This window comes from Tianweitania sediminis (genome assembly GCF_017813335.1).
Lineage (GTDB): Bacteria > Pseudomonadota > Alphaproteobacteria > Rhizobiales > Rhizobiaceae > Tianweitania > Tianweitania sediminis.
The window spans coordinates 39,106-58,589 of the sequence record NZ_JAGIYY010000002.1; the positions used below are offsets into that span (position 1 = coordinate 39,106).

Sequence of the window (19,484 nt, forward strand, 5' to 3'; positions counted from 1 at the left end):
GGTCGCGCATGCATACGTTATCCGCAGATTATCGTCCCTAGCGCCCCTAGCGTCCGAACTCGTTGAATTCCCTATCCCTTTTGGTGGGTCGATCCGCGCCGAAGGCAGAAAGATCGTCCCTATCGGCCCTGATCGGGAAGGAAGCCGTCCTTGACGAGCTGCTCCATGAGGTCGATGCGGGCGCCGATCCATCGCATGACATTGACTGCCATGCTGTTGCCGAGCGCCTTGTATCGGGGACCATCGGGCGAATGACCCGAGTCGCGCCATGGTACATCGGTGAAGTCGTCTGGGAAGCCCTGTAATCGTTCGCATTCGCGCGGCGTCAGCCGGCGAACAGCCCAAGATGTAGCAATGGACTGAGGTTTTCGGCGCGCCTCCAAGGTGAAGGCCGATCCATCGTCAGACCACCCTTTACCATTTGGGCCAGCGCTAGGATTAAGGCTCTCCATGCGCTCCTGCATAGAGAAGACTGGAACAAGGGGCGTGCCTCTCCCGGTGCCGTCTTCGCTCGCATCGAAACCTTCGCCCCTCATCAGCGAATGGGCGACTAGGTTGTCGTCATCTTCTTGCCTTCGTCCGGCATAGCCTCCCTTGCCTTGGCTCTCCGCGCCACGCGTCAGCGTCGCTGCGACAGGTCGGGTTGTCACGAACGTTTCGACCTCGAAATCAATACGCTGTCCCTTCGCTGTGAGACAGGCTGCCGCTTCTATGCTCCCGCTGAGATTTCCTCCTCCGAAGGCGACGAGCTTGCCCCGCTCGGGATCATCGACCCCGCCACGGCGCCCAGAGCTTGCGCTAACTGCGCCGGCAACACCTTGCCCCGCTTGTCGGCGCGGCGGAGGATCCCCGCGCAGGCCTTCGGGCTCAAGAAGAACCGCTGCGGCACGTCGCCAGTCTCCAAGATATCCGACAACGAACACACGCCGCCGTCGCTGTGGAACGGCGCGAGAAAAGCCGTCGCTTCGGACGTGCTGAGCGTCCAGAACTCGGTAGGCGAACCCATACCCGCATTCGCGAACGAAGGAGAGGAACGTCGCGAAGTCGGCGCTTTCGAGCCCTTCTCCGTCTTCGGCATCGTCATCGCCGCTTCGAGAGGAAAGGACACCGGGCACATTTTCCCAGACGATCCAGCGGGCGCGCAGGCGTTGAGCCAGCGCGAGATATTCGAGGGCGAGGTTGCCGCGCGGATCATCCAGGCCAAGGCGTTTTCCTGCGACCGAGAAGGATTGGCAGGGTGTGCCGCCGACAAGGAGATCGACGGGACCAGCATCAGGTCCAATTGTGGTGAAGTCTCCAAGGTTGGGCACTCCGTTGCGGGAAGGGGGCTCGCCCGGCATGTTCGAGCCGTAGTGATGGGCAAGGACGGCGGACGGAAACCGCTCGATCTCGGCGAAGAACTTGGGTCGCCAGCCGAGCGGCTCCCAAGCCATTGTTGCGGCCTCAATGCCGGAACAGACGGACCCGTAGATAAGGTTCATCGATCATCCCCTCCGCTGCTGTTGGGGAGCCAGTTCGGCTTGATCCGCAGGCCGAGATAAACGGTCGTGCCGCTCTTGCTCTTGGCGATCTGCTTCATCTGGCCGTCCGTGCCTTCCCACGATCGCCGCGATGAGGACGCGAAGCGCTTGGCGAAGGTCGAGTTGTTGAACTTGAACACGCCTTCCGCATCGGCGAAGCGCTCATAGGCCATGAACAGGTCGAGCGGCGTTTCCTTGTCCGTCGCTTCGCCCGTCACGATGCAGGCCTGGCGAATGAAGGTGCCGATCGGGTCGCTTTCCTCGCGATACTCTTGGCTGGCATCGCGCACCGCTTTCGGCACCTCCAAACCGTAGTTCAGATAGTCCAGCGCACCTTCCACCATCCAGGCAAACACGCCTGCGACTTCCTTGCGCAGCTTCTGCGGCAGCAGCGGGTCGACTTCGGCCTTGGGGATTTGGATCATCCAAGGGACAAGGATGACGCGTCGCCAGATCCCGTCCGAATCGTCGTCGATGCGCGGTTTGTGGTTGCCCGAAAGGATGATCTTGAACTGCGGATCAACCTCGAAGAAGTCCTTGTGCAGCCGGCGTACCGGAATCTTTTCGCCCCCGGTGAGCGTCTTGATCAAGGCATCTTTCAGCTTCACATTCGCTTCCGGTTCGGACGCTGCAACCAGCCTGGCCCCAGGCAGTCGTGCGAGGTCTGGAGTTGCCTCGGCACCGCCGCGTTTGTTCTCGCCCGAAAAGCTGTCGATCGAGAGCGTCACGGCATAATCGGCGAGGATGTGGCAGATCAGGTCGACGAAGGTCGACTTGCCGTTCCGACCGGCGCCGTAAAAGAACAGCATCACCTGTTCCACTGTCAGACCGGTGAGGCAGTAGCCGCAGAACCGCTTCAGGAACAGGCGGATCTCGGGATCTGGCTGCGAGCGCGTCAGGAACTTGCGAAACTCCGGACACTCGGGCTTCCCGGCAGGATCCCACTCGACCTCGGCCATCTTGGTGATCATGTCCGTCTGATCGTGCGGCCGCAGCTTGGCTTCCCAGCGGAAGCGCGGGTCATCCGGGTCGCTTTCCTCGTCTTCCACCCGCGCGAACTCGATCGTGCCCGATCGGCAGTTCACCAGGAGACGGTTCGTGTTGAGGTCCTGGACCTTGCGCGACATATAGGGTCGCCCTTCCTCCAGCATGTTGTTGAGCTTGCTCGATCCGGCGGTCGATTTGGCGTGCCGGATCCGCGACGAACGCCGCCCCGCAACACGTTCCGCAATGAGCTTCGTGAGGCTGGCCGCTTCCTCCAGATCCTTGCGCTGCCGGGCTTTGTCCGGATCGGGAAGAACCGCTTTCGCGCTGCCCATGGCGTCGAGCGCGGCCTGCGCCACTTCGGCTGCGGCAAGCGCGTCCCGCTCTTCCGGCGTGGTGGTGATGGCAAAAACCTCGCGGCGGATCGCTTCGGCCGTTTCATGCGCGAGCGGCCGGATCAGCGATCCGTCCTCGTCTTCCTTCCACCGCATTCCGTCGAAAACGTGCCAGCCGATATGCGCCACGCTGATCGCGATCCAGCTCGCCGCGCCTTCATGCTTTGCGGCCAGGTCGCCGTAGCGTCGGCGCAACCGCCGGCCGTTGCCGATATCGGTTTCCGGCTCGGCCGCACAGGCGGCAAGCAGCGCGTCTTGCGCGGCGTCGGATGGCGAAGGCGCGCCATCCTCCGGCTGGTCCGGATCGGAGTGAATGTCGAAGTCCATCGATCAGGCGGGCTCGCTTTCGAAGTCGAAAGTGCCGACCGCACTTTCATCCGGCTCTGCCGCAGCAAGCAGGTTGCGCTTCGCCTGCGCGAAATAGCTCGCCTTTAATTCGAACCCGATGCCGCGCCGGCCTGAGCGAACGGCGGCGTAAACCTCCGACCCGATGCCGAGAAACGGCGTCAGCACAACATCGCCGGGGTTGGACCAAAGGTCGAGACAGCGCTCGATCACGTCCAGCTGCAGCGGCGAGATATGTTTCTCGTCGCGCTCGTCGCGCCCGCCGGCATAGTGCAGCACGCGGCCCTGCCGGATGTCCATCCAAACCGGCGACGCATAGCGCTGCCAGACCTCGATCGAAAACCAGTTGCGACTGTCGTCGGCGGTGGTGAACTTGTCGAAGTCTGGCCCGTCGCCTTCGCCGACATAGCGGCGGAAACAGCCGGCAATCGGCTTGGCGTTTTCGCCCGGCTTTCGGAACGTGACGATGTAGTCTGCCAAGCCCTGGCCACTCAGGCTCGAGTCCTTCACCAGCTGCTTGTGCAGGAGCCGGATGGATTTGGTGCGCTGCTGTGCCACCACGGGGTTTTTCCAGATGCAGACTTCGGAATGGAGTATCCATCCGGCCGCTTCGAAAGCGCGGATCACCTCGCCGCGGAAGTCGCGCATGCCGATATTGCCGTCGCGGATCTTCGACATCGGCAGCTGCATGACGTGAACGGAATGCAACCGGCCTGGCTGGGTGACGCGAAACAGCTCGGCGATCAGGAAGCCGTAATGCGTCCAGAACAGGTCGCCTTCGCTGTTCGAAAGGTCACGCGGGCTGTCTGAAAACTTGTAAAGCCCTTCAAAAGGCGGCGAGTGGATGCCGAACCCGACCGAGGCATCCGGAACCCCTCGGATCAGCTCACACGCATCCCCTTGATAGATGGCATATCGCTCGGCGATGACCTGGTCTTCCGCCTTGATCCCATCCATGTCAGTTCACCATCCAGCTAGGCAGCATGATCGGCTGCGCGGGGTTGTAGGGTAGGATCGTCCGCGTCGTTCCGCGCACTTCGGCAGCAGAAAGGTCGGCCATGTGGCGGACCATGGCGGCGGCCATGCGATCCGCATCGGCTTCCTTGCGCGCGAGATTGGCCAGCACGGCACCTTCGGTTTCGGCGAACACGAAATCCGCAATGACCTCGCGCGTCTGGCCGAAGCGCCAGAAGCGGCGGATGGATTGGTAGATCTGCTCGAAACTGTCGGTCAGCCCCACGAAGCCGGTGCGGGAGCAGTGCTGCCAGTTCATGCCGAAGCCGCAGATCGTGGGCTTGGTCACGAGAACGCGGATGCGGCCTTCCGAAAAGGCAACAACCTTCCGCTCTTTTTCGTCATCCGTGTCCGACCCGCGAACTTCGACCGCGCCGGGAATGGCAGCAGCCAGGCCTTCGCTTTCGGCGTTGAGGTTGCACCACCACACATAAGGCTCATCGTGAGGCGTCAGGCTGGCGGCCTTGGACACCCGCTCTTCCAGGCTGTCGCGCCGCGCGTGCAGGCGCTCCTTCATGGTTTTTGCGATCGGCGCCAGGAAGGAGAACTGCCCTTCTATGTCCGGTCCCCATTCCACATGGACGGGATGTTCGCGCCGGGTGAGGGGCGGCAGAAGATAGCCATCATCGGGATAACCGAGGTCCGATGGGCGTCGCAGCATCACGGCCCAGGACGCCATCCAACGCCAGAACACGTCTTCGGCGTGGCCTTTGAGCTTCCACACGCGAGTGTCGGACGAGTCGTGAACGAAATAGGTGGCAAGCATGTCGGTTTGCGACAACACGCCGAGGAACTCGGCATGGTTGCCGAGTTCGGTGAAGTCGTTCGGTGCCGGCGTGGCGGTCGCCGCAAGCCGAAAAGGAACAACCGCGCAGTCCCTGATCAGCCGTGTGCGGTAATGGCCATCATGGCTCTTCAGGATCGAACTTTCGTCGAGGATCACGGCAACGAAGGCGGCGAGCTCGAAGCGATCAAGCTTCTGATAGTTGGTGACATTGATGCCGGCGCGGCATTCATGCTGTGACCGGACCAGCCGTGCCGGAATGCCGAACCGTGCGGCCTCTCGGAGGATCTGTGCCGACACCGCGAGCGGCGCAAACAAGAGCACCATGCCGCCGGTCGCCTCGGCAACGGCCTGCCCCCACGCCAGCTCGATCAGGGTTTTGCCGAGGCCCGTCCCGGCGAAAACCGCCGCGCGGCCACGCCGCAAGCCCCATCGGACGATGTCGCCCTGATGCGGGAACAGGAAGGAAGGCAGTTGAGGGATCCGGTCGAGCCCAGAAGGCGGGTCGACAATCGCCTTGCTCGCCAAGAAATCTTGATAAGCCTGAAGCGTCATGCTGCGACCTCGCTGCGCTTGGCTTGCTTCACCGCACGGGCACGCAGCGCATCGTTCCAGTCGAGCCCGTCCGGAGCCCATCGGATCGAAACAGGGCGACCGTCGCGCTCGGCGCGCGCTTTGGCGCGCAGCATGGCCGCTTGGGTCGTGAAGCGGTCGCTGTCGGCATCGCCGAGAAGCAGTTCCTCCGTGACGCTCGACAGGTCGCCATTGAAGGCAAGGCATGCCGTGTCCTGCGCATCGGGTTCGGACGATCCGATCATCAGGCGCCGCTTGCGGCCGAGCCGATCGACGTTCTGCTTCGAAGGGTGCGGGATCTGGCTGGCGGCCTTGCCGGCGATGTTGTCGAGATTGATGCCTGCCTGAAGGGTCGATCTCTGGTCCCCGTGAAAGGCGGCGAAGGAAAGTACCGTCTCGATGCCTTCCCCGGTGATCCGTGGGCAAGGGCGATCGCCCTTTCGCAGGATGATCCGGCCGCCGCGCTGCGAACCCATCACCTTCTTGACGTCGAGAACCTCGCCCGTCTCGGGATCGGAAATCAGCGCCTTTCCATTCGGGCGCTGAAGGTCGAGCCATGTGCGATGAACGCCAATGAAATGGCCGTCCGGACCCACGATGGCGGCCATCATGGCCGGCCCGGTGTGAACGATGCGGAAAGCCTGGTCCTCTTTCGACCATTCCCAATAAGCGAGCTGGTCGATTTCGCGCAGGGCCGGAACGGTCCATTGGGGAAAGGGTATGGAGCGAAGGGCGAGATACGCCGCAACGAGGTAGCCGCCCTGGCGATGATCGATCGAGCGCCCGTCACGCCAGATCTTCCACGCGCGCTGCCGTGCCTTCTCGCGATATTTGTTGTCCTCGGCTGCGGGCGTTTGCATCTTGTGCAGGTGGCTCCGGTCGACGCCGGTCAGCATGGCAACCGCGTCGGCGAAGCCGATGCCATGGACATGACGGGCAAGGTTGATGGGATCGCCGGCAGCACCGGACATGCGGCACAGAAAGGTGTTCTTGTCTTCGTTGAGCCAGAACCGGTCAGTGCCACCGCAGCCGGGGCAGGGACCGTTCCATTCCGATCCCTTGCGGCGGAGCGAAGCACCCATCTCGCGTGCGATCGACAGGATCGGCAGGTCATGCGCAGCGGAAACGACTTCGCTCGGCAGCTGGGTCATGCCTGAGCCTCGCCGGCAACATGGGCCTCGCAATAGGGCTTGCGCACACGAAATTGGCGCGGGCATCCACACACCAGCATGTCCGGCCCTTCCTTTGAAAAGGGATCGGCCGCGAAAAACAGGCATCGGTTTTCGGCAATCGCCCTGGCAAAAGGGAGAGGAACCACCACGATCCGCGCAGCCTTGCCTCGAAACGCGGTGAAGCTGCGCGCCTCGCGGCGATCGACCGGGCTGCGCTCAGGGGATTTGGATGTAGGCGGCAGGGGTGCCGGCTTGGCCACCGCAGGCGCCGCACGAGGTGCTGTCGTTCTCGGCTTCGCGATCGATACGCGGCGTTCGCGCTTCGGCATCGTGCCGGCCGCCTGCATCCGATGAATAAGGCCGAGCACCGAACTGCGTGTGCAACCGAGCTGCCCCGCAATTTGCGTGGCCGATTGGCCATCCGCGGCAAGGCGCTGCACCATCACCCGCGCTTCGGCGTTCCAGCGGGTCACCCTGCCACCTTCCGGCGCATGCGCTTCAGCACCACGATCTTTTCGTTGACTTCGGCAAGGATCTGCCGCCGCTCGTGGACGTCCACCACTTCATCTTCCAACGCATCATCGATCGCGCGATGAAGGTTGCTGGAATGACGCCGCAGCTCACGAGCATCCGATTCGGTGAGGGCGCCGCCTTCCGGCTCGTCGCTCTCGGGTACGAGGCGATAACCCAGCAAGGCCGCTGCGGCAGCGATCAGCATGGGAGCGCCCAATTCGCGGTCTGCTTCAACCGCCACGGCCAGGTCGATCACGGCCGGATCGGCCGGCGATCCCCACTTCGAAAGTTGCGGCGCGTTCACCCTTGTCTTCAACGCGAACTTGTTCGCGCCGCCCATGAGATCGAAGGCGGCGCGGGTGTCCGCTTTCAATCCGAGAACCTCGCTGTCGGTGATGTTGCGGGGCAGTTTCATAGCTTCATCACGCATGGGAAAAAACCTCAGGAAGTCACGGAAATTTTTCGGCAAAAGATTTCCGTGCGCGCGAGCGAGCCGCGCGACAGATTGGCGTCATCGAAGGAAGCCGGATTGTCCGGCGGTGATCAGGTCACGGAGGCCCACATGGAAGGCGCATCGACATCATTCGGCAGCCTCGCAAAGAGGAACCTGCCCGGATGGGGCAGCAGGGAAGGCATCATCCGGGCAGGCGGCGCCGCTCTCCTGGGAGGTCGGGGCGACGGAAGAATTCTTGGAGAGCCTCTGCAGAAGAAGACGAGCCGGCCCACGAGGCGACTTGCCGTTCTCCCAGTTAGAGACCGTGCTTTGATCAACGCCCACGGCTTCGCCAAGCTGAGCCTGGCTAAGACCAAGGGCCACACGAAGGGCTTTCACGTCGAGCAGAGTATCCATACCGTCAACTTATGGGAAACTCATAGATCAATGTCAATGAGTTTCTCATATTGAATTATGGCAAAGTCAGACCATGGAACTGCATGAAAGACTTGTTGCCGCCAGGAAGCACGCCGGCTTCAGCTCCGCGAGCGACGCCGCCGCGGCTCTTGGTGTGCCTTACCCCACCTACGCTGGTCATGAGAATGGAAGTTCGGGTTTTCGCGCGGACAAGGGCGAAATCTATGCCCGAAAGTTCAAAGTGCGCTTCGAGTGGTTGATGCGCGGAGCAGGACCGATGGTCGACCTCGCCACCAAGTACCGGGAGGTCCTGACTACTTTCGACAGTCTTCCGCCGGATCTTCAAGAATCCTACGCCGATGTTCTGCGCAAGCTTGCAGAGCCTTTCCGACAGCCAGAGCCTCAGAAAGAACGTCTTCCGGCAAAAGCAAAACCATCTTAAGCACAGCGTCGCGCTCAAGCACTTTCTTGAGATCGAACGGTAAAGGCGCGGAAAGATCGCGCAGCTTCGCCATCGCCGCATCTGTGCGGTTGGCTGGCCTCTGCGTGATCTTGATGCCCATAAAACGTCTAGCCCCTTTGAGCCAACCAAAGCTCATTTTGACTCACTGACGTGAACGTAGCAAGAACAATTATGCTGCCGCTGTGATTCGGCCCGGTGGCTGTTGATACCTTGGAAAAGGTCATCGGCTACGAACGTCCCATACCTTGCTTTGTGGGAATATGACTTTTCCATATTTTCTGTTGACTTTAGACTATGAGTTTTCCATAGTCACCTCCATCACACCCGCTGATGGAGCGTTTCCGTGTTTGTCCCAAAAGCATCAACCCTGCCGCTGAAGCCCGTTGCCCCGGTTGCGAACCTCGGCACCTTCGAAGGGCGCCGCAAGCATCTCGCCCGGCGCGCTGAAACGGAAAGCCGCATTCGCGACCTCGTCGCCTTCGCGATGGTCCTGGCGCTGATCGCCTTCACGGTCTTTGCATGAAGCACCTGTCCGACTGGCGATTCTGGCTGGCCACGCTGTGCGCCACGGTCGTTCCGGCAGCGGCCCTTTTGTACCTCGCTTTCACCTGGAGAACCTGATCATGCAGCACGTCCCCTTGACGGCGGATGGCCGCTTCAGCGCGGTCGTTCGTCCGGTCTTTCCGGAACAGCCCGATCGTCACCCCGTGGTTGAAGACATGGCGCGCGCCATGGAAGAGGTCGCGGGATCGGGTGGCGGCGTCACCGAAGCGGACCTGATCGCGGCCGGCTTCTCGATTGCCGCAATCATCGAGCATGGTCCTGCCGCGAGAAAGCTCGTCGGCACGCGCATCACCCGGCAGATCCGCCCGATCGAGAGGGTGCCCGAGATCATCGTCAAGTGCCTCGAAGCGCGCAGCAACGATCCGGCCCGGCTGGACGGCGAGCCGCTGTCTGATGAGGCCGTAACGGCGTGGCGGCACTTCTGCACCGCACGCGCGGCATACAGGCTCGATCCTTGGGTGAGCCAGGGGGAGCGCTGCCTCGCACGGTTGCGGGACTTCTTGCGCGGCCTCCGTTTGTCCGAACGCGCGGCAAACCAGGTCATCAACAAGGTCGCCGCAGCGCAAAAGGCGGCACAGGCAAGGCGCGCCGCCTGATGAATGCGCGCGTGTCGCCCGACGAGATATGGAAGCAGACGATCAGCGGCAGAAAGTTCCCGCTGGTCAGCTTCACACATGAAGACATCGACCTGTTCGGCGACTGTGCCGAAACGCTCGCGCGCATCGGGCGCTATGGCGGTTCGGTGCAAGGCATTCCCTTTTCGGTGGCGCAGCATTGCGTGATCGGCTGCGATGTTGCGCTGGAAGAAACGGGCGACGCCAACCTGGCGGCGTACTTTCTTCTGCACGACGCGCACGAATATGTTTTCGGCGATTTCACCACGCCGGTCGCCAAGTGGCTCGACGTTCTGGCGGAAGACATGGGGATGGGGCGCGTTGCAACCCCTCTCATCAACGCCGCGAAGGAACGGCTCGACCGCGCCATCTGGAAAGCGGCCGGCGTCCCTGTTCCGGGCAAGACATACCGCGCCCAGGTCGCAGATCTCGATTGCCGCATGCTGGCAACCGAGCGCCGGCAGCTCCTGATGCCGTCGCCCGCAAGCTGGGGCGCAGCGATCGAGAATGCCAGGCCGATCCGCATGCGCGGCGCCCTCAAGTCCTGGTCCGTGGCCCGCTCGGCCGACGAGTATCGCGACCGCCTTGATCGCTACTGCCCGAACGCGCGGAGGCCGTGATGTTCTTCTGTCACCGCTGCGACAGCTATTCGACCATGCGCGCGATCGATGTCCGCCAGCTCGCCGACTTGATCGTCGCGGGCGAGCGCGAAGCGTCGCATGCCCTGCTTGATGGCCTGCACCCCGGCGAACTGATGCCGTTCGAAGCGCATCAGCGCATCGTCGAAGCGCGCCGGCTTCCAAACCCTGCCACCCCGCCGAGGACGCCGGCATGATCCGCTTTTCCGTTGCCGATTTCGCTGCAGCCGCGAAGGCGCTGCGCTCGATCCCGAACAGCGCAATCAGGGTCGACATCTATGAACATGCGCGGCTGCATGCGGCTGCCAACCAGATGGTGCTGACCATGTCCGACATGGAGATGGAAGCCCACATCACGATGCCATGCGTCTGCGAAGGCGAGATCCTCGCGGCAATCCCCATGGCGGTGCTGGAATTCTTTATCGCCCGCTCGACGGGCGGCGCCGAAGGCACACTGGAATTCGATGCGGCCATGCGCAACGTCACGGCGCGGATCGGCAAGGCACGCATGACCATCGCCATCCTGCGCGGTGAGGACTTCGTGTCATTCGAGAAGATCGACCCGGCCTGGTCGATCGGCCTGCGCGCGCATGAACTGTGCGGCGCCCTGCGCAAATGCGAAGACGCGATCGCCGAAGATGGCACCCGCTTCTATCTCGAAGGCGTCTTCATGACGCCGCGCAACGGCGAACTGCTTGCCGTCGCGACCAATGGCCATCATTTGCACCTGACTGCCCTTGACCTGCCCGACGAAGCGCAGATCGAGGGCTGGCACGGGATGATCATCCCCGAGAACGCAGTCGGCAAGATCCTCAAGCTCTTTGCGGATGATGAAAGCGCCGTGCTCGTGTCCGGCTCGAAAGGCTTCATTTCCATTGCGGCCGAACGGATCCGGCTGATCGCCAAGCTGATCGACCACGACTATGTCGATTTCCAGCGGGTTATTCCGGAAGCCGGCGACTTCTCGATCGTCGTTGATGGCAAGGCGCTGGAACAATGCGCGGCCACCCTGACGCTCATCCCGAAGGTCGACGGCAAGGGCCGCCGCGAAACCGCGCGGGCGGTGCGGATCACGCCGGCGGCCGAGGACAACGAGATCCTCGTCGAAATGCGCGGCACCCTGGGGGAAGCACAGGACCGGTTGCCGGCCGAGATCGTCGGCAGCGGCGAGCCGATCACCATCGACGTCCGATATCTGCGCCAGATGATTGCGGCGGCCGGCGACGGCAAGGTTCGGCTTGCGCCGTGCCGCGGCGACGCGGCCCGCATCCGCTGCTTCGGCCCGCGCGAAGCCGACACATTCATCATCATGCAACGACACTTCTGAGGCAGGGCCATGGCTGACGAAAGCACAGACACTTCGCAAACCGTCGCAGCCGGCCAGCTGCGCGCCTTCATTGAGCGCATCGAGCGCCTGGAGGAAGAAAAGGCCAACATCGCGGAGGATATTCGCCAGGTGTACAGCGAGGCAAAGGGCACGGGATTTGACGTGCCGGCCATTCGCCAGATCGTCAAATTGCGCAAGGCCGACCAGGCCGAGCGTGAGGAAGCCGAAGCGCTGCTTGATCTCTACAAAGCCGCGCTCGGGATGGTGTGATCATGGTCAAGCTGTCCGACCTCGATCGCATCAACCGGCTCCGCACGCAGCGCGCCCAGGATGTTGCGATGCGCGATCGCCTGCAATCGGGCGAGCCTCTCAAGATCATGATTGGCGACGATAAGGCCGCATCGCTGATCGTCGTTGCCCCCGGATACACGGACGGGATCCGCAAGGATCTTCTCGGCAGTTTTGCCGGCCGCATCAGCGAGGTCGAAGACCAGCTGATGGCCGCAGGGGTCGAGCTATGAACCGCGCGACACTGGTCAAGGCAATGCAAGCCAGCCCGCATCCGGCTTTCACCGTGATGTCGCTCGATCTCCTAGCCGACGCCTGCCTGAAGGCCATGGAGCGCGCCGGCCTGGCCGTTGTCCCGAAGGCTGCGGCCGAGGCCATGCCGGAACACGAGCGGCAGGCCCTGCTGTTCGTGATTTCGCGGGGTCACCACTGTGTCGGCACCGTCGACAGTGATGAAAAGCTGGCGGCCGCCTTCACCATGACGGGCCTCGCCTCGCGCGGCTTTCTTGAAACCGAGCCTTCGCCGAAGGGGCCGATCTATCGCGCCACCGTCAAGGCTTATGACGCCCTCGTTTACGGAGCTGCCTGACATGGCGGGAAGCATCAACAAGGTCATTCTCGTCGGCAATCTCGGCGCGGATCCGGAAATCCGCCGCTCCAATGCCGGCGACCCGATTGCCAACCTGCGGATCGCGACATCGGACACATGGCGCGACAAGAACACCGGCGAGCGCAAGGAGCGCACCGAGTGGCACTCGGTGGTGATCTTCAACGAAGCCCTGGCCGAAGTTGCGGAAAAGTACCTCAAGAAGGGAGCCAAGGTTTACATCGAAGGGTCGCTGCAGACCCGGAAATGGACCAAGGACGGGATCGACCGCTACACGACGGAAGTCGTTCTGCAGAAGTTCCGCGGCGAGCTTCAGATGCTCGACCGCGCCGAGTCGAACCGCCCGCCGGCGGCCGGCAGCCAGGACGACTACGGCCATTCCTCCGGGCGCGACAGCCGCGGCGGATCATCGTTTGGACAAAGCAGCGGCAACTTCGGCCGCGATATCGACGACGAAATCCCATTCTGAGGATCAGGCCATGAGCGACTTGAAAGGCGACGGCCGCCATCTTTGCCGTGATTGGGATTATCTGGAGATCACCCGCGACAGCCCGGAATGGGACCGATGCCACTGCGAAGGCTTCGGCGCGACCTATGTCGAGCCGGCGCCCGAGTTTCCACACCACCCAGGAACGGTCGCCTACAGCGATGCTGTTCTGGAAGATGCTGAAAGGCGGCGCGCTCTTGGGCGGGTGGTGATCGCCCTTGTGGTGGCCTTCACCTTCGGCCGGTTCATCCTCGCACCGCTGGCGGTGGCAGCATGAGCCGCCTTGTACAAAGCGAGCCGATCGGCGAGGTCGTGGAGCTTGCCGGCTCCCTGAATGACATGCAGATCGTCCGGTGGGCATCTGGCTACTGTCCGCCAGTCGGCACCAAGCTCTTCGCCCACCCGCAGCTTGGCGAGCGCTCTGCCGCCAGTGAGCCCGAACAGGATGCGGGGCTACGGCCATGCCCATTCTGCGGCGCGAGTGGCGACGACTTGATGGTGTTCTGCGACCCGGATGAAGGTAGCAACAACTCTGGCTCGTCGCGCCGCATCCAATGCGCTGGCTGCAACATCGAAGCGCCATTCTACGCGAGCAAGGCTGAAGCCGTTTCGGCTTGGAACTCCCGCTCCCGCCAACTCGCACCCGATGCAGATGCACGGAGGGAGGCGGCACCCGAATGACCCACATCCGTGTACACGCATGCCTTGAATGCGGGGCAGAGGGAACGAAGAGCGACTTTTGCGGGCCACGGTGCCGCATTGCCTTCAACAACCGCCGCAAGAGCCGGGGTGCCGAGTTCTATGATCTCTATATGGCCCACCGCTTTGAGCGCGCGACGGCGAAAAGCCTCGGCGTCTTTCAGGCGATCAATCGGCTCGCCTCGATCTACAGGGAAGAAGACAAGGTGCGCCGCGAGGGTCGCCGGTCGTGGCGGGCGCCCAAGCTCGTCCTCATGGAAAGACCCTTCCTGAAGGCGATCGTCACGCACATCCGGGCCGGGCGATGAAACGCGCGTCGGCAATCCTCCCCGAAAGCCTGCCGCCGATCGGCATCAACCGCGAACAGGCGGCCGCCCTGATCGGCGTGAGCGCCACGATGTTCGATCGGCTGGTCGCATCCGGCATGATGCCGGATGGCCGGCTCATCTTCAGCCGAATCGTTTGGGACGTGGCCGAGGTCGCCGAGGCGTTCCGGGCCATTCCGCACCGCTCGGAAACCGTTGACGCGCCGAGCGCCGCAGGCAATCCTTGGGACGATGCCGCGTAAACACAACCTCCCGCCTGGTGTCTCGGTCGATTTCGACAGCCGAGGCAACCCCCGTTATTATTTCCGCAGACAGGGACACCAGAAGGTCCGGCTGCGCGAAACGCCCGGAACGGATGCGTTCAAGGACGAAGTCGCCTGCGCGCGGCTCGGGATCCCCCACGAGGCGAAGGCTAAGGAAGACAAAGGCGCCGCTCGACCTGCGGTGATCAATGGATCCCTCCGCTGGCTTGCCGATGAATATGAGCGCCGCAATCGCAAGAGGATAACGCCGGATCTCATGGAGCGCCGTTATCGGATGCTCATGGAGATCTGCGACTCGCAGCTCCGCAGCGGCAAAAAGCGTGGCGACCTTCCTTTCGCGCAGATGCAGCGCAAGCACGTGATCGATGCGCGTGACGAGCTGCGCGACACGCCTGGCGCACAAAACAACATCATCAAGGCTCTGTCGTCGATGTTCGCCTGGGCTGTGAAATCCGGCATGCTCGCCCTCAACCCATGTGCCGGCATCGAGCGGCTGCATTCGGGCGAAGGCTTCCATACTTGGACGGTCGATGAGGTCGAGCAGTTCGAAGCTTGCCACCCGGCTGGATCCACGGCGCGCCTTGCTCTTCACCTTGGGCTGTTCACCGGCTTCCGACTGCAAACGCTGGCGATCGTCGGCCGCCAGCACGAAGAGAATGGATGGCTGGTCGTGCGGCCGAACAAGACAGCGAAGTCATCAGGCGTGGTCGTGTCGATCCCGATCTTGCCGATGCTCGGCGAGACGATCGCGCAAAGCCGCTGCGGCGACCTGGCTTTCCTGATGAACGACTACGGCCGACCCTTTACGGTCGACGGGCTCGGCAACCGCTTCCGCAAGTGGTGCGACGCCGCCCAGCTGCCGCATTGCACAGCCCACGGCCTGCGAAAGGCCGGCGCCACGATCGCGGCCGAGAACGGCGCAACCGACGAAGAGCTGATGGCAATCTTCGGCTGGGTCACCAAACAGCAGACGACGCTCTACACCCAAAAAGCCAACCGCAAGCGCATCGCCGGCAACGCGATCCATAAGCTCATACCGGAACGGAAAGCGGACAAAGTTGTCCCAGCTATTTCGGGGGTTGGAAAAAATGGGACAAAAAAGCCGAAAAAATCCAGCAAAATCAATGGCTGAAAAGGTGGATGGTGGGCCCGGAGGGACTCGAACCCCCAACCAAGCGGTTATGAGCCGCCGGCTCTAACCATTGAGCTACAGGCCCCACACGAAGCCAGCACTACGGCGTTTGCGGATGCGCCGCAAGCCGTGCTGCGCAGAGTGCGTTTGCCTCTTTTGTCCTAATCGCTCCATATTCCAGCGCTAGCGGGGGCGCAGGGGAAATGTCCCCAGGAGAGATGATAAAATCATGCGTTCCCTTCTTCCGTTCACCTCCGCCGCCGCCCTGACCCTGGCCGTCCTGCCGGCCGCGGCACAGCAAGGTCCCGCCCAGGCACAGATGCAGCCGCCGCCGCGCATCGTTGTGACAGGCGAAGGAGAAGCAAAGGCGCGCCCCGACCTGGCAACCCTGACGCTCAGCGTGATGCGCGAAGCTGAAACGGCGCGCGAAGCGCTGGACGCAAACAGCGCGGCGATGGCAGCGGTGATCGCGGCCATGAAAACGGAAGGGGTGGCCGAGAACGACCTGCAAACCGCCGGGTTTGGCATTCAGCCCCGCTACACCTATCCCAGCCACAACAACAACGGAAATGCCGAACCGCAGCTGGTTGGCTACCAGGTGACCAACACGTTGGGCGTCAGGGTGCGCGACATTACCAAGGTTGGTGACTTGCTCGACAAGGCCGTCAGCCTCGGCGTGAACCAGGGCGGCGACATCAGCTTCGGCGCTGTGGACCCGGAAAAGCCCTTGCAGGACGCGCGCAAGGATGCCGTTTCAGACGCAATGGCGCGCGCCCGCACGCTGGCTGAAGCGGCCGGCGTCACCCTGGGATCGGTGCTCGAAATCACGGAAACGTCGTTGAACCAGCCGCCGGTGCCGATGATGAAGACCTTCGAGGCACGATCGGTTGCCGCGGAAGCGGTGCCGATCGAAGCGGGTCAGAACACCTACCGCGTTCAGGTCACGGTTACCTTCGCCATCGAGCCCTGACGAAAGGCTCACACGGATGCAGACTGATTGATCCGGAAGGGATGCGCATCGTAAACGCCGAGGATGCGCATCTCCTTTGAAAAGAACGCGATTTCCTCAAGCGCGAGCGCCACATTGCGGTCGTTGGGGTGGCCTTCCACATCGGCATAAAACAGCGTCGAAACGAAGCGGCCTTCAAGCTGGTAGCTTTCCAGCTTGGTCATATTGACGCTGTTTGTCGCAAACCCGCCGAGCGCCTTGTAAAGCGCCGCCGGCACGTTGCGCACCTGGAAGATGAAGGTGGACACCATCAGCTGGTCGGCCGCCTTTCTTTCCGCCCAGGCTTCATTTTTTGACAGAACAACGAAGCGGGTCACGTTGTTCTCGGTGTCTTCAACATCTTCCATCAGGATGTCGAGGCCATAGAGCTCGGCGGCGAGCCGTGGCGCAAAGGCTGCCTTCGTGCGATCCTGCTCATCCCGCACCACCCGAGCGGCTCCTGCCGTGTCGCCGGCGATCACCGGCGTCCAGCCATGTCTGCGCACGACGTTGCGGCATTGGCCCAAGGCATGGATGTGGCTATGAACGGACCGGATTTCCTCCAGCTGCACACCGGGCAGCACCATGAGCTGGAAATGGATCGGCAGGAAATATTCGCCGACGATATGCAGCTTGGAGCGCGGTAGAAGGTGATGGATGTCGGCGACCCGGCCGGCAATCGTGTTCTCGATTGGGATCATCGCAAGATCCGCCGCGCCGCTTTCCACCGCATTGAACGCATCTTCGAAGGTCGGGCAGGGCAGCGGCTCCATGGCCGGAAACATGTCGCGGCAGGCCGTGTCGGAGTTGGCGCCGGCTTCCCCCTGGTAGGCGATGCGGTTGGTCGATGTCATGGCTGATTATTCCTGGAAAGAAGATGGCGTGCGCGTTCGAGATCTTCGGCGGTGTCTACGCCGAGCGGAACGGCGTCCACAATGGCCGCATCGATCCGCATGCCGGCTTCCAAGGCACGCAACTGCTCAAGTCTTTCGCGTCGTTCCAGCGTGGAAGGCTGCAGCGAAACGAACCGCTCCAGCGCCGCGCGGCGATAAGCGTAAAGGCCGACATGGTGGTAAAGCGGGCCGTCACCCCAGGGAGCCGTTGCGCGGGTGAAATAAAGGGCCCGCAGCCGCTCCTCTTCCAACGGTGATCCGACGATCTTCACAACGTTCTCGTTGCGGCGTTCTTCTTCGCGCGTGATCACCACACCGAGCGTGCCGATATCCACAGCCGGATCGCGGAGGAGGTCCACCGCAGCGCGGATGATTCGCGGCTCAACGGTGGGCAGATCGCCTTGCACGTTGACCACCGTTTCTGTTCGCCCGTTCGGATCGACGATGTTCAGGGCCTGATAAATGCGGTCCGACCCGGATTCGTGCCCCACATCCGTCATCACCGCTTCGAAGCCATGGGCAGAAACAACATCAAACGTTTGCTGCGCGTCCACGGCGACCACCACCCGGCCCAGATTGGCAGCAGCGGCCTGTTCGGCCACGCGCACGACCATCGGCTTGCCTGCAATGTCGGACAACGGTTTGCCGGGCAATCGTGTGGAAGCAAGGCGGGCGGGGATCAGAACAAGCGTCGACATCGAGGGCTCCGAAAGAAGCAAGCGCGGCCCCCGAAAGTGTCAAAAGGCCACATGGGGCGGCGCCCTTATAGGTGTTGCAACCCATCTACAAAAGACCTAGTTTCCGCCCGATTTTTCGCGGCTTCCGGCCGGGATTGAGGGCGGCTGTGCGCAGGATCTGTGGCGCGCGCCGGGAGAAGAGGCAGGGAGCGGCGTCCGCATGGACTCATTCGAAATGAACAAGATGATCGGCGCGCTGCTTGCGGTCGTCTTCATCGTGTTTTCCATCAGCATCGTTTCCGAAGCCATCTTTGCGTCGCCCACGCCGGAAACCTTCGGATACGCCATCGAAGCCGCCGAGCCTGACGCCGGCGCAGCATCGGAAGCCGGTCCAGCCGAAGCGCCGATTGCCGCACGCTTGCAGACCGCCACCCCTGAAGCCGGCGAACAGCTCTTCAAGCGCTGCGCTGCCTGTCATACGGATGACGCTGGCGGTGCCAACAAGATCGGTCCTAATCTTTGGGGCGTCGTGAACCGCCCGGTCGCCTCGCATGAAGGCTTCAGCTATTCGGCTGCGATGCGGGAACACGCGCAAACCAATCCGGTCTGGGATTATGATCACCTCGATCAGTTCATTGCCGCGCCGAAGGCCGTGGTTCGCGGCACGGCCATGAGCTATGCCGGTTTGAAGAACCCCGAGGACCGCGCCAACCTCATCGCTTATCTGCGTACAACTGCGGATACGCCTGAGCCGTTGCCGGAAGCGCCGGCTGCCGAAGCGGAAGCGACGCCCATCGACTCCGGCGCAAATGCGCAAGGCGAAACGCCGGTCGTGGAAGGGGGCGCGCAGCCGACCCAGATGGCGAACCCTCCTGGCGTGGAAGGTTCTGCAGCTTCGGAATCGACGGGCGCACCCCTGCCGCAAACACCGGCGGTGGAGATCCCCGACGGCGAAGCGCCGACGGCCAACCCGTCATCGCCGGATGTTCCGGAACACGGAGCCGGCGCCCCAAACAACACCGAAGCAGCGCCGGCACAAAGTGCTCCGCAGCCCGGAGAAGCTGTTCCAGCTCAAGAGGGCACGCAAACTGCACCGGCTCAAGCCGTTCCGGGTCTTGTTCCCGCAGAAGGCACCACGCGCACGGCACCGGCGCCGGTTGATCCAACCAATGCTCCGGTGGAAACCGATGGCGGCGCGCCGGCCAACGGTGCTGCGCCTTTCCAGGGCGACGGCCAGGGCAACTAAGCCGGCGAATAACGCGATTGTCAGATCATGATCACGAAAAAGCCGGGTTCAACCCGGCTTTTTTGATGTGCGGCTTGGCGCGGACGTGCCAAGCTGATCCCGGGACTGGTGAAGGTCCTTTC

Annotated in this window: 27 protein-coding genes and 1 tRNA gene; 17 read left to right on the top strand and 11 right to left on the bottom strand. The window is 62.6% G+C overall.

The window, feature by feature from the left end; translation table 11 throughout:
* Window positions 1–119 precede the first annotated feature (119 nt).
* The 8 genes from J5Y06_RS07225 to J5Y06_RS23555 form a co-directional block, all read right to left on the bottom strand.
* Window positions 120–1,481, bottom strand: a complete 1,362-nt coding sequence (locus J5Y06_RS07225; protein WP_209334479.1) for a DNA cytosine methyltransferase — start codon at window positions 1,479–1,481, stop codon at window positions 120–122.
* The gene (locus J5Y06_RS07230) at window positions 1,478–3,226 is read right to left on the bottom strand and encodes a phage/plasmid primase, P4 family (protein ID WP_209334480.1); all 1,749 of its coding nucleotides are present in this window, start codon (window positions 3,224–3,226) and stop codon (window positions 1,478–1,480) included. The genes J5Y06_RS07225 and J5Y06_RS07230 overlap by 4 nt, the downstream gene beginning before the upstream one ends.
* A 3-nt stretch (window positions 3,227–3,229) precedes the next feature.
* The gene (locus J5Y06_RS07235; protein WP_209334481.1) at window positions 3,230–4,201 is read right to left on the bottom strand and encodes a DNA-methyltransferase; all 972 of its coding nucleotides are present in this window, start codon (window positions 4,199–4,201) and stop codon (window positions 3,230–3,232) included.
* 1 nt (window position 4,202) lies between these two features.
* Complete coding sequence (locus tag J5Y06_RS07240; RefSeq protein WP_209334482.1) at window positions 4,203–5,597, bottom strand: DEAD/DEAH box helicase; 1,395 nt, start codon at window positions 5,595–5,597, stop codon at window positions 4,203–4,205.
* Window positions 5,594–6,766: a DUF7146 domain-containing protein gene (locus J5Y06_RS07245; RefSeq protein ID WP_209334483.1), complete on the bottom strand. Its 1,173-nt coding sequence runs from the start codon at window positions 6,764–6,766 to the stop codon at window positions 5,594–5,596. The genes J5Y06_RS07240 and J5Y06_RS07245 overlap by 4 nt, the downstream gene beginning before the upstream one ends.
* Window positions 6,763–7,260, bottom strand: coding sequence for a GcrA family cell cycle regulator (locus J5Y06_RS07250; RefSeq protein ID WP_209334484.1), 498 nt, complete (start codon window positions 7,258–7,260; stop codon window positions 6,763–6,765). Before J5Y06_RS07250 ends, J5Y06_RS07245 begins: the two co-directional genes overlap by 4 nt.
* Window positions 7,257–7,730 (bottom strand): phage regulatory CII family protein, encoded by a 474-nt coding sequence (locus J5Y06_RS07255; RefSeq protein WP_209334485.1) that lies wholly within the window; start codon window positions 7,728–7,730, stop codon window positions 7,257–7,259. The genes J5Y06_RS07250 and J5Y06_RS07255 overlap by 4 nt, the downstream gene beginning before the upstream one ends.
* 150 nt (window positions 7,731–7,880) lie before the next feature.
* Window positions 7,881–8,150, bottom strand: coding sequence for a helix-turn-helix domain-containing protein (locus J5Y06_RS23555; RefSeq protein ID WP_209334486.1), 270 nt, complete (start codon window positions 8,148–8,150; stop codon window positions 7,881–7,883).
* Window positions 8,151–8,223: 73 nt separating this feature from the next.
* On the opposite strand from J5Y06_RS23555, the gene J5Y06_RS07265 reads away from it, so the two are divergent.
* The 15 genes from J5Y06_RS07265 (at window position 8,224) to J5Y06_RS07335 (ending at window position 15,558) form a co-directional block, all read left to right on the top strand.
* Window positions 8,224–8,592 (top strand): hypothetical protein, encoded by a 369-nt coding sequence (locus tag J5Y06_RS07265; protein ID WP_209334487.1) that lies wholly within the window; start codon window positions 8,224–8,226, stop codon window positions 8,590–8,592.
* Window positions 8,593–8,956: 364 nt separating this feature from the next.
* Window positions 8,957–9,136, top strand: a complete 180-nt coding sequence (locus tag J5Y06_RS07270) for a hypothetical protein (protein WP_209334488.1) — start codon at window positions 8,957–8,959, stop codon at window positions 9,134–9,136.
* A gap of 100 nt (window positions 9,137–9,236) precedes the next feature.
* Window positions 9,237–9,773: a hypothetical protein gene (locus tag J5Y06_RS07275; protein ID WP_209334489.1), complete on the top strand. Its 537-nt coding sequence runs from the start codon at window positions 9,237–9,239 to the stop codon at window positions 9,771–9,773.
* The gene (locus J5Y06_RS07280; RefSeq protein ID WP_209334490.1) at window positions 9,773–10,411 is read left to right on the top strand and encodes a hypothetical protein; all 639 of its coding nucleotides are present in this window, start codon (window positions 9,773–9,775) and stop codon (window positions 10,409–10,411) included. Before J5Y06_RS07275 ends, J5Y06_RS07280 begins: the two co-directional genes overlap by 1 nt.
* Entirely contained in the window at window positions 10,411–10,626 is a 216-nt protein-coding gene (locus J5Y06_RS07285; protein ID WP_209334491.1) for a hypothetical protein, read from the top strand. The genes J5Y06_RS07280 and J5Y06_RS07285 overlap by 1 nt, the downstream gene beginning before the upstream one ends.
* Window positions 10,623–11,756 (top strand): DNA polymerase III subunit beta, encoded by a 1,134-nt coding sequence (locus J5Y06_RS07290; RefSeq protein WP_209334492.1) that lies wholly within the window; start codon window positions 10,623–10,625, stop codon window positions 11,754–11,756. Before J5Y06_RS07285 ends, J5Y06_RS07290 begins: the two co-directional genes overlap by 4 nt.
* A 9-nt stretch (window positions 11,757–11,765) precedes the next feature.
* Window positions 11,766–12,026, top strand: a complete 261-nt coding sequence (locus J5Y06_RS07295) for a DUF2312 domain-containing protein (protein WP_209334493.1) — start codon at window positions 11,766–11,768, stop codon at window positions 12,024–12,026.
* Window positions 12,027–12,028: 2 nt separating this feature from the next.
* Entirely contained in the window at window positions 12,029–12,277 is a 249-nt protein-coding gene (locus J5Y06_RS07300) for a hypothetical protein (RefSeq protein ID WP_209334494.1), read from the top strand.
* Window positions 12,274–12,633 carry a hypothetical protein gene (locus tag J5Y06_RS07305; protein ID WP_209334495.1) on the top strand — a complete coding sequence of 120 codons (360 nt, stop codon included), beginning with the start codon at window positions 12,274–12,276 and terminating at the stop codon, window positions 12,631–12,633. Before J5Y06_RS07300 ends, J5Y06_RS07305 begins: the two co-directional genes overlap by 4 nt.
* Before the next feature lies 1 nt (window position 12,634).
* Window positions 12,635–13,120 (top strand): single-stranded DNA-binding protein, encoded by a 486-nt coding sequence (gene ssb, locus J5Y06_RS07310; RefSeq protein ID WP_209334496.1) that lies wholly within the window; start codon window positions 12,635–12,637, stop codon window positions 13,118–13,120.
* 10 nt (window positions 13,121–13,130) lie between these two features.
* Window positions 13,131–13,415: a hypothetical protein gene (locus J5Y06_RS07315; RefSeq protein ID WP_209334497.1), complete on the top strand. Its 285-nt coding sequence runs from the start codon at window positions 13,131–13,133 to the stop codon at window positions 13,413–13,415.
* Window positions 13,412–13,819 carry a Lar family restriction alleviation protein gene (locus J5Y06_RS07320; RefSeq protein WP_209334498.1) on the top strand — a complete coding sequence of 136 codons (408 nt, stop codon included), beginning with the start codon at window positions 13,412–13,414 and terminating at the stop codon, window positions 13,817–13,819. The genes J5Y06_RS07315 and J5Y06_RS07320 overlap by 4 nt, the downstream gene beginning before the upstream one ends.
* A complete protein-coding gene (locus tag J5Y06_RS07325) occupies window positions 13,816–14,145 on the top strand; it encodes a transcriptional regulator (RefSeq protein WP_209334499.1) in 330 nt (109 codons plus the stop codon). Before J5Y06_RS07320 ends, J5Y06_RS07325 begins: the two co-directional genes overlap by 4 nt.
* A complete protein-coding gene (locus J5Y06_RS07330; RefSeq protein WP_209334500.1) occupies window positions 14,142–14,405 on the top strand; it encodes a hypothetical protein in 264 nt (87 codons plus the stop codon). The genes J5Y06_RS07325 and J5Y06_RS07330 overlap by 4 nt, the downstream gene beginning before the upstream one ends.
* Complete coding sequence (locus J5Y06_RS07335) at window positions 14,395–15,558, top strand: tyrosine-type recombinase/integrase (protein ID WP_209334501.1); 1,164 nt, start codon at window positions 14,395–14,397, stop codon at window positions 15,556–15,558. The genes J5Y06_RS07330 and J5Y06_RS07335 overlap by 11 nt, the downstream gene beginning before the upstream one ends.
* A gap of 9 nt (window positions 15,559–15,567) precedes the next feature.
* On the opposite strand, the gene J5Y06_RS07340 is transcribed toward J5Y06_RS07335, so the two are convergent.
* Window positions 15,568–15,643: transfer RNA gene (locus J5Y06_RS07340), tRNA-Ile, on the bottom strand.
* A 141-nt stretch (window positions 15,644–15,784) separates the two neighbouring features.
* Between J5Y06_RS07340 and J5Y06_RS07345 the strand changes: the two genes are divergently transcribed.
* On the top strand, window positions 15,785–16,528 hold the full coding sequence (locus tag J5Y06_RS07345) for an SIMPL domain-containing protein (protein WP_209335080.1): 744 nt from the start codon (window positions 15,785–15,787) through the stop codon (window positions 16,526–16,528).
* Window positions 16,529–16,536: 8 nt separating this feature from the next.
* Here J5Y06_RS07345 and J5Y06_RS07350 read toward each other — a convergent pair whose 3' ends face one another.
* A complete protein-coding gene (locus tag J5Y06_RS07350) occupies window positions 16,537–17,400 on the bottom strand; it encodes a prephenate dehydratase (RefSeq protein WP_209334502.1) in 864 nt (287 codons plus the stop codon).
* Entirely contained in the window at window positions 17,397–18,137 is a 741-nt protein-coding gene (locus tag J5Y06_RS07355) for a 3-deoxy-manno-octulosonate cytidylyltransferase (protein ID WP_209334503.1), read from the bottom strand. The genes J5Y06_RS07350 and J5Y06_RS07355 overlap by 4 nt, the downstream gene beginning before the upstream one ends.
* A 199-nt stretch (window positions 18,138–18,336) precedes the next feature.
* Here J5Y06_RS07355 and J5Y06_RS07360 point away from each other — a divergent pair, with 199 nt between their 5' ends.
* Window positions 18,337–19,362 carry a c-type cytochrome gene (locus J5Y06_RS07360; protein ID WP_209334504.1) on the top strand — a complete coding sequence of 342 codons (1,026 nt, stop codon included), beginning with the start codon at window positions 18,337–18,339 and terminating at the stop codon, window positions 19,360–19,362.
* The last annotated feature ends 122 nt before the right edge of the window (window positions 19,363–19,484 follow it).